The organism is Aeromonas sp. R3-1 (assembly GCF_040908345.1).
In the GTDB taxonomy this organism is placed as follows: domain Bacteria; phylum Pseudomonadota; class Gammaproteobacteria; order Enterobacterales; family Aeromonadaceae; genus Aeromonas; species Aeromonas veronii.
In genome coordinates this window covers 24,346-33,983 of the sequence record NZ_JBFODN010000031.1, presented here as the reverse complement: position 1 = coordinate 33,983, position 9,638 = coordinate 24,346, and the positions used below count along the sequence as shown (strand labels likewise).

The 9,638-nt window shown below is 56.5% G+C and carries 9 protein-coding genes; 6 read left to right on the top strand and 3 right to left on the bottom strand.

Annotated features, from left to right (window positions below; translation table 11 throughout):
• Positions 1–22: 22 nt before the first annotated feature.
• Both AB5Y85_RS01970 and AB5Y85_RS01965 read left to right on the top strand, forming a co-directional pair.
• Positions 23–583 (top strand): hypothetical protein, encoded by a 561-nt coding sequence (locus tag AB5Y85_RS01970; protein ID WP_236294404.1) that lies wholly within the window; start codon positions 23–25, stop codon positions 581–583.
• Between the two features lie 56 nt (positions 584–639).
• Positions 640–1,356 (top strand): SIMPL domain-containing protein, encoded by a 717-nt coding sequence (locus AB5Y85_RS01965; protein WP_368221088.1) that lies wholly within the window; start codon positions 640–642, stop codon positions 1,354–1,356.
• A gap of 136 nt (positions 1,357–1,492) precedes the next feature.
• On the opposite strand, the gene ahpF is transcribed toward AB5Y85_RS01965, so the two are convergent.
• From ahpF to AB5Y85_RS01950, 3 genes are all read right to left on the bottom strand, one after another.
• Positions 1,493–3,073 (bottom strand): alkyl hydroperoxide reductase subunit F, encoded by a 1,581-nt coding sequence (gene ahpF / locus AB5Y85_RS01960; RefSeq protein ID WP_201906385.1) that lies wholly within the window; start codon positions 3,071–3,073, stop codon positions 1,493–1,495.
• Positions 3,074–3,196: 123 nt separating this feature from the next.
• On the bottom strand, positions 3,197–3,763 hold the full coding sequence (ahpC, locus tag AB5Y85_RS01955) for an alkyl hydroperoxide reductase subunit C (RefSeq protein ID WP_005337335.1): 567 nt from the start codon (positions 3,761–3,763) through the stop codon (positions 3,197–3,199).
• Positions 3,764–4,453: 690 nt separating this feature from the next.
• Complete coding sequence (locus AB5Y85_RS01950; protein WP_013723842.1) at positions 4,454–4,900, bottom strand: CBS domain-containing protein; 447 nt, start codon at positions 4,898–4,900, stop codon at positions 4,454–4,456.
• Between the two features lie 212 nt (positions 4,901–5,112).
• Between AB5Y85_RS01950 and queA the strand changes: the two genes are divergently transcribed.
• From queA to secD, 4 genes are all read left to right on the top strand, one after another.
• Complete coding sequence (gene queA / locus AB5Y85_RS01945; RefSeq protein WP_005344678.1) at positions 5,113–6,165, top strand: tRNA preQ1(34) S-adenosylmethionine ribosyltransferase-isomerase QueA; 1,053 nt, start codon at positions 5,113–5,115, stop codon at positions 6,163–6,165.
• A 74-nt stretch (positions 6,166–6,239) separates the two neighbouring features.
• On the top strand, positions 6,240–7,376 hold the full coding sequence (gene tgt / locus AB5Y85_RS01940; RefSeq protein WP_005337329.1) for a tRNA guanosine(34) transglycosylase Tgt: 1,137 nt from the start codon (positions 6,240–6,242) through the stop codon (positions 7,374–7,376).
• 52 nt (positions 7,377–7,428) lie between these two features.
• The gene (gene yajC, locus AB5Y85_RS01935; protein ID WP_005337327.1) at positions 7,429–7,764 is read left to right on the top strand and encodes a preprotein translocase subunit YajC; all 336 of its coding nucleotides are present in this window, start codon (positions 7,429–7,431) and stop codon (positions 7,762–7,764) included.
• 18 nt (positions 7,765–7,782) lie between these two features.
• The gene (secD, locus tag AB5Y85_RS01930; RefSeq protein ID WP_005337324.1) at positions 7,783–9,636 is read left to right on the top strand and encodes a protein translocase subunit SecD; all 1,854 of its coding nucleotides are present in this window, start codon (positions 7,783–7,785) and stop codon (positions 9,634–9,636) included.
• Positions 9,637–9,638 lie beyond the last annotated feature (2 nt).

Genomic DNA, 9,638 nt, shown 5'->3' with positions numbered 1-9,638 from the left:
GCAGTAGAGGAGAGGGGTAATCATGCAGTCATTCAACTGGGTCGACATTGATGGCATCCGTTATAGCTGGGATGGGCAGGGGAACATTACCTGCGCAGGCCAGTTTGGCTATCAGGCCTCGATCGCGGGGGATCGGCTGGATGGGATGGAGATTGAGAATGAGGCCGGTGATGTAGCTGGCTCGCTCTATGTTGATTTCGCTACGGCCTCTATCACTTATGTGCCGGTCATGGATACCGAGTCTGCCTATAACATGATTCTGGTTGGCCATCATCAGGGGCAGCAGGAGTATCCGCTGGCCAGTTTTCACTCTCCGTTGTTGCAAGATTTGCTAGGGCCATCTGATACCATCCCTTGGTCTGCGATGGAGGAGGATAGTGGTGGCCCCAATATCGGACAGGCGGTGCAAGGACACGTTCTGTCGTGGGACTCGTTCCATTTCGATGATGAGGTGTTGGTCTATGGCGCGGCTCCTGCGTTGGATATGGCAAACCAGAGCCAGGATCCCGGCAGCATGGTCACCATTAGCCTCGATCTGACTAATCAGATACTGGATCAGCTCCCCCCCTTGCACGATATATGAATCCCGTAGCTGCACGGGCATAATGGCCTCAATCTTTCCGATTGAGGTTTTTTTCTATGTGGCGTCCCCTTCTTACTCTTTCCGCTCTGGTTGTCAGTGCTCCGCTGCTGGCGATTGAAGTGCCGCAAGCGCCCCATCTGGTGGTGAGTGGTTATGCCGAGCAGAAGACCGAACCCGATATGCTCACCCTCAATGTGGCGGTGAGTGCACTGGATAAGCAGGGCCTCAAGGCCAAGCAGCAGGTCGATACCAAGGTCGCAGCCTTTTTCAGCCAACTGGAAGGGTTGGGGATCAAGCGCAGCGATGTTGAGGCTGGCAACCTGATGGTCTCTCCGGAATATCAGTATGGCGAGAACAAGAAGCCGGTATTGTTGGGGTATCGTGCTCAGCGACAATTGGCGGTGAAGCTCTATCAGCTCGACAAGTTGAGCCCCCTGATGGATACCGCACTCAAAGCCGGGCTGGAGTCCGTATCCCAGATTGAGTACGGGTTGAAATCGCCGCAGGTCATCAAGGCGCAGGCCCGTCTGAATGCCGTTGAGGATGCCAAAACCAAGGCTGAATCTCTGGCCAAGGCGTTCGGGATGAAGCTTGGCAAGGTCTACAGTATGGAGTACCGCAATGCTTCGCCCATTACCGCCTACAGCCGCAACCTGAAGGTGGTGCAGGCCATGGCGATGGCTGCTCCTGCGGCGGATATGGCGGACAACAGCTATCAACAACAGCAGATCACGGTAAGCGATAATATCGAGGCTGTTTTCTTGCTGGAGTGATGCCCGTCGTTGAAGTCCAGTCATGAACAACCCCGCCATTTGCTGCGGGGTTTTTATTGCGCATCGATGCAGATATAAAAAAGCCGACGCTCGTGTTTACTTAATCGAGCGTCGGCTTTTTGTTGCGCTGGTTTTATCAGGCGGTCACAGCATCAGCTTTGGTCGCTTCCGGCGCCGGGTTGCGGATGAGGTAATCAAACGCACCCAGTGCGGCGGTGGCGCCAGCACCCATGGAGATAATGATCTGCTTGAACGGTACCGTGGTGGCATCCCCTGCGGCGTAGACGCCGGGCAGGGAGGTCGCCCCTTTGGTATCGATCTCGATCTCGCCAAAGCGGGTCAGGGCAATCTCGCTCCCTTTCAGGAACTCGGTGTTCGGCACCAGGCCGATCTGGACGAAGATACCCGCCACCGCCAGATGCTTGATCTCACCGGTGGTGCGATCCTCGTAATCCATGCCCACCACCTTGCTGCCATCACCGATCACTTCGGTGGTGCGGGCGCTCATGATGATGTCGATATTGCCCATGGAGCGAGCCTTCTTCTGCAGCACTTCATCGGCTCGCAGGGTGTCGGCGAACTCCACCACAGTCACATGCTCGACGATGCCAGCCAAGTCGATCGCTGCCTCGATGCCGGAGTTACCGCCACCGATTACAGCTACTCGCTTGCCCTTGAAGAAGGGACCATCGCAGTGCGGGCAGTAGGCCACACCCTTGGTGCGGTACTCGAGCTCGCCTGGTACGTTCAGATCACGCCAGCGGGCACCGGTAGCCAGGATCACGGCGCGGCTCTTCAAGGTGGCGCCAGAGGCGAGATCCACGTTCACATATCCATCTTTGCTGATGGCGGCGGCGCGCTGCTCGGTGATCACTTCAACGCCGTACTCTTTGACGTGCTGCTCCAGGCTGGCGGCCAGCTTGGGGCCTTCGGTGTAGGGCACGGAGATAAAGTTCTCGATACCGACGGTGTCCATCACCTGACCACCGAAACGCTCGGCAACGATGGCGGTGCGAATGCCTTTACGGGCGGCATAGATGGCCGCTGCGGCGCCAGCCGGGCCACCGCCCACCACCAGTACGTCGTAGGGATCTTTCTCATTCAGCTCGGCAGCCTTGCGCTCGGCGGCACCGGTGTCGAGTTTGGCGACGATTTCTTCCAGCGAGATCCGCCCTTGGCTGAACGGTTGGCCGTTCAGGTAAACATTCGGTACCGCCATGATTTGACGCTCGGCAACTTCTTCCTGGAACAGGGCGCCGTCGATCATGGTGTGAGTGATGCCGGGGTTCAGGGTCGCCATCAGGTTGAGGGCCTGTACTACGTCCGGGCAGTTGTGGCAGGAGAGGGAGATATAGGTCTCGAAGTGATACTCACCCTTGAGATTGCGGATCTGCTCCTGCACGGCCGCATCGGCCTTGGAGGGGTGGCCGCCGCTTTGCAGCAGGGCGAGCACCAGAGAGGTAAATTCATGACCCATGGGGATACCGGCAAAGTGAACGCGCGGGGCTTGGCCCTGCGGCGCGACACTCATGGAAGGCTTGCGAGCGGCAGTGCCAGAGGTCTGGGTGATCTTGGAGGACATCTCGGCGATCTCGCTGGCCAGTGCCAGCAGCTCTGCAGATTTGTCGCTGTCGTTGCCGGACACGCTGATCTCGATGGGATTGACGATGTACTGCAGATAGGTGTTCAGCTGTTGTTTGAGGTTGGTATCCAACATGGTCGAATTCCTTCTTGTAATGGCGAGTTGGCATTAAATGTGAGTCGGTCTGCTTTCAGGCCTATTTGGCAATGCCGGAAAGCAGACCGGCCCTTATGCGGGCCGGTCTTGGAAGCGGGAGGCTTAGATCTTGCCTACCAGGTCCAGGGACGGGGCCAGAGTGGCTTCGCCTTCTTTCCATTTAGCCGGGCACACTTCACCCGGGTGGGAAGCAACATACTGGGCCGCTTTGACTTTGCGCAGCAGTTCCAGTGCGTCACGGCCGATGCCGCCAGCATTGATCTCGACGATCTGGATGATGCCCTGCGGGTCAATTACGAAGGTACCGCGGTCAGCCAGACCAGCTTCTTCGATCATCACGCCGAAGTTGCGGGTGATGGTACCAGTCGGGTCACCAATCATCGGGTACTGGATCTTCTGAATGGTGTCAGAAGTGTCGTGCCATGCTTTGTGAGTGAAGTGGGTATCGGTAGAGACAGAGTAGATCTCGACGCCCAGCTTCTGGAATTCAGCGTAGTTGTCAGCCAGGTCGCCCAGCTCGGTCGGGCAAACGAAGGTGAAGTCAGCCGGGTAGAAGAAGACCACGGACCACTTGCCTTTCAGGTCAGCGTCAGACACCTGAACGAATTTGCCATTGTGGTAGGCGGTAGCATTGAACGGCTTGATTTCAGTGTTGATGTAGGTAGACATGTAATTGCTCCTTGGTGATGTACATATGCCGGTCTGGTGTTGAAGAGTCTTGCCAGACGAGGCGCTTAACTTTCGATGGATTCATCATAGGGGCTTCAGCTAATCGATAAAAGCCGCAATTTTGAATCGCTTAAATCTACTTATTAGATAACTCACTATGGCTGTACCTAACATGAATATCTCTGGCCTACTGAGATAACTCCTTGTCGTGGTTCAATATCTGTGCGCTACATCGCCTTTTCAAGGCATAAGAAGGGGGGTGCAGAGTCACGATGACGCGATGAGATAAACGGTGGTGCAAACAGGTGGCGCAGGAGGTTGAGGCAGCTGCTTGCAGCGATGGGGATGTGCTGGCAAGGGGAGGCAGAAAGGCGCAGATAAAAAAATCCCGGCGCTATCGCAACGACAGGGCCGGGTCATCAAACAAGGAATGGCTATATAAACAAATGCTTTACAGCAAAGACTAACTACGGGGTGTGCAAACTTGCAGACATATGAGAGGAAGATAATGGGTGCACAATCCCTCGTCTCCCCCTCGGCAACTATTGCATGAGAGGGATGATAGTGTGACGCAGATCACAAGGCAAGCATTTGGTGTAATTTTTCAATCAAAATGAAAGTGTTTCATCATTTCAGCTTATTTTGACGGCTGAAAACGCTTTTGCTGTAATTTAATTACATGGCAATCTATCAAAAGTCGGTAGGTGGTTCCTGCTCTTCCATCAATTCCAGCAGGTTGATGGCCACGGCAATGAAGTCCGACTCGGTGACAATGCCGATCAGCTTGCGTCCTTTGAGTACCGGCAGGCAGCCATATCTGTGCCGCTGCAGATAAAGTGCCGCCTCCTTGATGCCGGCGTGAGGATCTACGCTCGCCACTTGCCGTGTCATGATCTCGTCGAGTTGTACGCTGTCGGTAAATTCGGCTTCCCGCTCCGGGCTGATGAGCAGCAGCTTGGATTCCCGGGTGGCCAGGATATCGGTGAGGGTTACCAACCCCAGCAGGTGATGCTGCTCGTCGACGATGGGAATGTGGCGGATCCGCTCCTGCTGCATCAGGTCCATCGCCTGTTTGACACTGTTTGACGGACCCAGAGTGAAGGGATGTTCGGTCATGATTTCGGATAGGGTCATCATGGTGGGCCTCCTTGTGTATCTGCTTTAACCCTAGCCCAGCCCCAACTGGCAAAACATGATCAGGGTCAATACAGAACATTAAAGAATCATTAACCGGAGGTGTGTCTCAATATTGCTCGCTACCCCTTGTCTCTCTTGGGTTTTTGGTCTTTTGGGTTGCCTTGGAAGATGGGGATAACTAGACTAGCCGCCGATTCCCCCCGAGGTGAAAGATGCAAGTATCCGATTTTCATTTTGATCTGCCAGACGAGCTGATTGCCCGCTATCCGATGGCAGAGCGTACCGCCAGCCGCCTGTTGCAGCTCGATGGTCAGACTGGCGCCCTGCGCCACGGTCAATTTGTGGATGTGCTGGATCAGCTCAATCCGGGTGACCTGCTGGTGTTCAATAACACCCGTGTCATTCCGGCTCGCATGTTTGGCCAGAAGGCCAGCGGCGGCAAGCTGGAGGTACTGGTCGAGCGCATTCTGGACGAGCACAGCGTGCTGGCCCATGTCCGTGCCTCCAAGGCGCCCAAGCCCGGCACCCGGATGATCATGGATGGTGGTGTGGAGGCAGAGATGCGTGCCCGCCACGACGCCCTGTTCGAGATCCACTTCCTCGACCCGCGTCCGGTGCTGGAGATTTTGGAGGCCATCGGCCACATGCCGCTGCCCCCCTATATCGACCGTCCCGACGAGGATGCCGACAAGGAGCGCTACCAGACCGTTTACAATCAAAAGCCGGGCGCCGTTGCCGCGCCGACCGCCGGTCTGCACTTTGATGAGCCGCTGCTTGAGAAAATTCGGGCTAAAGGGGTTGAAACGGCCTTTGTCACCCTGCATGTAGGGGCGGGGACCTTCCAGCCGGTGCGGGTAGAGAAGATTGAAGATCACCACATGCACTCCGAGTATGCGGAAGTGCCGCAAGAAGTGGTGGATGCCATCGCGGCCACCCGTGCCCGTGGTGGTCGGGTGATCGCGGTGGGGACCACATCGGTGCGTTCGCTGGAGAGCGCGGCCAAGGTCACCCTGGCGCAGGGCAAACCGCTGGCGCCCTTCTTTAGTGACACCGATATCTTCATCTTCCCTGGCTATCAGTTCCAGATTGTCGATGCCATGGTCACCAACTTCCATCTGCCGGAGTCGACTCTGATCATGCTGGTCAGCGCCTTTGCCGGTTATGACAACGTGATGGCGGCCTATCAGGCAGCCGTGGCCGGGCAGTACCGTTTCTTCAGCTACGGGGACGCCATGTTCGTCACCCGTCGCCAGGTTGAAGCATAAGCTTCAGCTTATTTACCGGGCCGTGAGCGGCCCTCCTATTGTCAGACTGTTTATCTGACGCAGCCGAGGTAGCAATGAAATTTGAACTGAAAACCACCGACGGCCGTGCCCGTCGCGGTCAACTGGTCTTCGAACGTGGTGTGGTACAAACGCCGGCCTTTATGCCGGTCGGGACGTACGGTACCGTCAAGGGGATGACCCCTGAAGAAGTGCGTGAAACCGGTGCCCAGATCCTGCTGGGTAACACCTTCCACCTCTGGCTGCGCCCGGGTCAGGAAGTGATGCGTGCCCACGGCGATCTGCACGATTTCATGAACTGGCAGGGCCCGATCCTGACCGACTCCGGTGGTTTCCAGGTGTTCAGCCTGGGCCATATTCGCAAGATCACCGAAGCGGGCGTCCACTTCCGTCACCCCATCAATGGCGAGAAGATCTTCCTCGACCCCGAGAAGTCCATGGAGATCCAGTACGATCTGGGCTCCGACATCGTGATGATCTTCGACGAGTGCACCCCGTACCCGGCCACTTATGAAGAAGCGCGCAAGTCCATGGAGATGTCCCTGCGCTGGGGCAAGCGCTCCCGCGACAAGTTTGATGCGCTGGGCAACAAGAACGCCCTGTTCGGCATCATTCAGGGCTCGGTCTACGAAGATCTGCGGGATGTCTCCCTCAAGGGGCTGCTGGAGATCGGTTTCGACGGTTATGCGGTCGGTGGTCTGGCCGTGGGCGAACCCAAAGAGGATATGCACCGCATCCTCGAGCACGTCTGCCCGAAAATTCCGGCTGACAAGCCGCGCTACCTGATGGGTGTCGGCAAGCCGGAAGATCTGGTGGAAGGGGTGCGCCGTGGTATCGACATGTTCGACTGCGTCATGCCGACCCGCAACGCCCGCAACGGCCACCTGTTCACCACCGATGGCGTGGTGAAGATCCGCAATGCCCAGCACCGCAACGACACCAGCACCCTGGATGCCGAATGCGATTGCTACACCTGCAAGAACTACAGCCGTAGCTACCTGCACCATCTGGACAAGTGCAACGAGATCCTCGGTGCCCGTCTGAATACGATTCATAACCTGCGTTATTACCAACGCGTGATGCAGGGTTTGCGGGACGCGATCGAGCAGGGTAAATTAGACGACTTTGTAACAGAGTTTTACCGTCGGCAAGGGAAGCCTGTGCCTCCGTTAGCTGAAAATGACGTTAAATAACAACAACATATAATTTTGTTTTTTTAAATCTACATCAATAAGAGGTTGTTAAATGAGCATTATCTCCAAGGCGTATGCAGAAGGCGCAGCACCGGGTGCACAGGGTGGTGGTATGGAAATGATCATCATGCTGGCCGTATTCGGCCTGATCTTCTACTTCATGATCTATCGTCCCCAGGCCAAGCGTGCCAAGGATCACCGCAATCTGATGAGCTCCTTGTCCAAGGGTGATGAAGTGCTCACTTCCGGTGGCCTGGTTGGCAAAATTGCCAAAGTGGCTGCAGACAGCGATTACCTGGTGATCGCCCTGAACGACCAGACTCAAGTCACCATCAAAAAGGACTTCGTCTCTGCCGTTCTGCCCAAGGGTTCTATCCAGTCCCTTTAATCTCCCAAGGAGCACAGCGTGTTGAATCGCTATCCGCTGTGGAAATACCTGATGGTGATCCTGGTGATCGCCATCGGTTTTCTATATGCAGCCCCCAATCTTTACGGCGAAGATCCGGCTTTGCAGGTTTCTGCCAGCCGTGGTGCCGAAGTCAAGCTAGATACTCTTGATCTGGTGAAAGAGACCCTTGAAGCGGCCAAGATCCCGGTCAAACATGCTGCATTCGAGCACGGTTTTATCCTGATCCGTTTCAAGAACACCGAAGACCAGCTGAAGGCGCGCGATATCGTTGCCAACAAGCTGGGCGACAACTTCATTACCGCACTCAACCTGGCACCTTCCACTCCCGCCTGGCTCGAAGCCATCGGTGCGGCGCCTCTGAAGCTGGGTCTTGATCTGCGCGGTGGTGTGCACTTCCTGATGGAAGTGGACATGGCCGAAGCACTGACCAAGCAGCAAGAGCAGATGGTGCAGGATTTCCGCTCCGAGCTGCGCACCCAGAAGATCCGTTACTCCGGCGTACGCCGGGTCGGTGATCAGGTGCAGGTGATCTTCCGTGACGAAGCCGATCAGGAACGCGCCGTTTCTCATCTGCGTCGTCAGAACCCTGATTTGACTTTCACTACCGAGCAGAAAGGGGATGAGTTCATCCTGCTGGCTGGTCTGAGCGAAGCCAAGATCAAGGAAGTGAAGAAGTACGCCCTCGAGCAAAACATCACCATCATCCGTAACCGGGTCAACGAACTGGGCGTGGCCGAGCCGCTGGTACAACAGCAAGGCGCCGAGCGCATTGTCGTTGAACTGCCCGGTATTCAGGATACCGCCCGCGCCAAGGAGATCCTGGGTGCAACCGCGACCCTGGAATTCCACATGGTCGATGAGACTGCCGACATCCAGGCTGCGGCAGACGGCCGTGTCCCGCCCAGCTCCAAGGTCTACAACGATCGCAACGGTCGCCCAGTGGTGCTGCAAAAGCGGGTGATCCTGACCGGTGACCACATCGTGGGTGCCCAGTCCGGTTTCGACGAGTACAGCCGTCCCCAGGTCAACATCAAGCTGGATGGCCAGGGTGGCAACAAGATGGCCAACTTTACCAAGGACAACGTGGGTAAAGGGATGGCGACCGTCTTCATCGAGTACAAGCCGGTCGGTCAACCGGGTCCGGATGGCAAGCGCAAGTTCCGCAAGCAGGAGGAGGTGATCAACGTCGCCACCATCCAGTCGCGTCTTGGCAGCCAGTTCCGTATCACAGGTATCGACAATGCCAACGAAGCCCACAACCTGGCGCTGCTGCTGCGTGCCGGTGCCCTGATCGCCCCGATCCAGATCGTGGAAGAGCGCACTATTGGCCCGAGCCTGGGTCAACAGAACATCGACAGCGGTATGGAAGCCATCGGCTGGGCCATGCTGGTGATCGTGCTGTTCATGGGGATCTACTACCGCGCGTTCGGCTGGGTTGCCAACCTGGCGCTCTGTATGAACCTGGTGTTGATTGTCGGCATCATGTCGATGATCCCTGGTGCCACCATGACCCTGCCGGGTATCGCCGGTATCGTCCTGACGCTGGGTATGGCGGTGGATGCCAACGTGCTGATCTACGAGCGTATTCGTGAAGAGATCCGCAACGGTCGTGGTGTTCAGCAAGCCATCCATCTGGGCTTTGATCGGGCATTCTCCACCATCGCCGACTCCAACGTGACCTCGCTGATCACCTGCGTGATCCTGTTCGGTATCGGTACTGGCGCCATCAAGGGCTTTGCCCTGACGCTGGGCATTGGTCTGACCGCCTCCATGTTTACTGCCATCACAGTTTCCCGTGCCATTATCAACCTGGCTTGGGGTGGACGGCGTATCGACAAGCTGCCCATCTGAGG

What these genes read in the sequence shown, in the direction of transcription:
- yajC (WP_005337327.1), top strand. Translation starts at nt 7,429, where the DNA reads ATGAGCATTATCTCCAAGGCGTATGCAGAAGGCGCAGCACCGGGTGCA.
- AB5Y85_RS01965 (WP_368221088.1), top strand. Translation starts at nt 640, where the DNA reads ATGTGGCGTCCCCTTCTTACTCTTTCCGCTCTGGTTGTCAGTGCTCCG.
- AB5Y85_RS01950 (WP_013723842.1), bottom strand. Translation starts at nt 4,900, where the DNA reads ATGATGACCCTATCCGAAATCATGACCGAACATCCCTTCACTCTGGGT.
- ahpC (WP_005337335.1), bottom strand. Translation starts at nt 3,763, where the DNA reads ATGTCTACCTACATCAACACTGAAATCAAGCCGTTCAATGCTACCGCC.
- queA (WP_005344678.1), top strand. Translation starts at nt 5,113, where the DNA reads ATGCAAGTATCCGATTTTCATTTTGATCTGCCAGACGAGCTGATTGCC.
- tgt (WP_005337329.1), top strand. Translation starts at nt 6,240, where the DNA reads ATGAAATTTGAACTGAAAACCACCGACGGCCGTGCCCGTCGCGGTCAA.
- ahpF (WP_201906385.1), bottom strand. Translation starts at nt 3,073, where the DNA reads ATGTTGGATACCAACCTCAAACAACAGCTGAACACCTATCTGCAGTAC.
- AB5Y85_RS01970 (WP_236294404.1), top strand. Translation starts at nt 23, where the DNA reads ATGCAGTCATTCAACTGGGTCGACATTGATGGCATCCGTTATAGCTGG.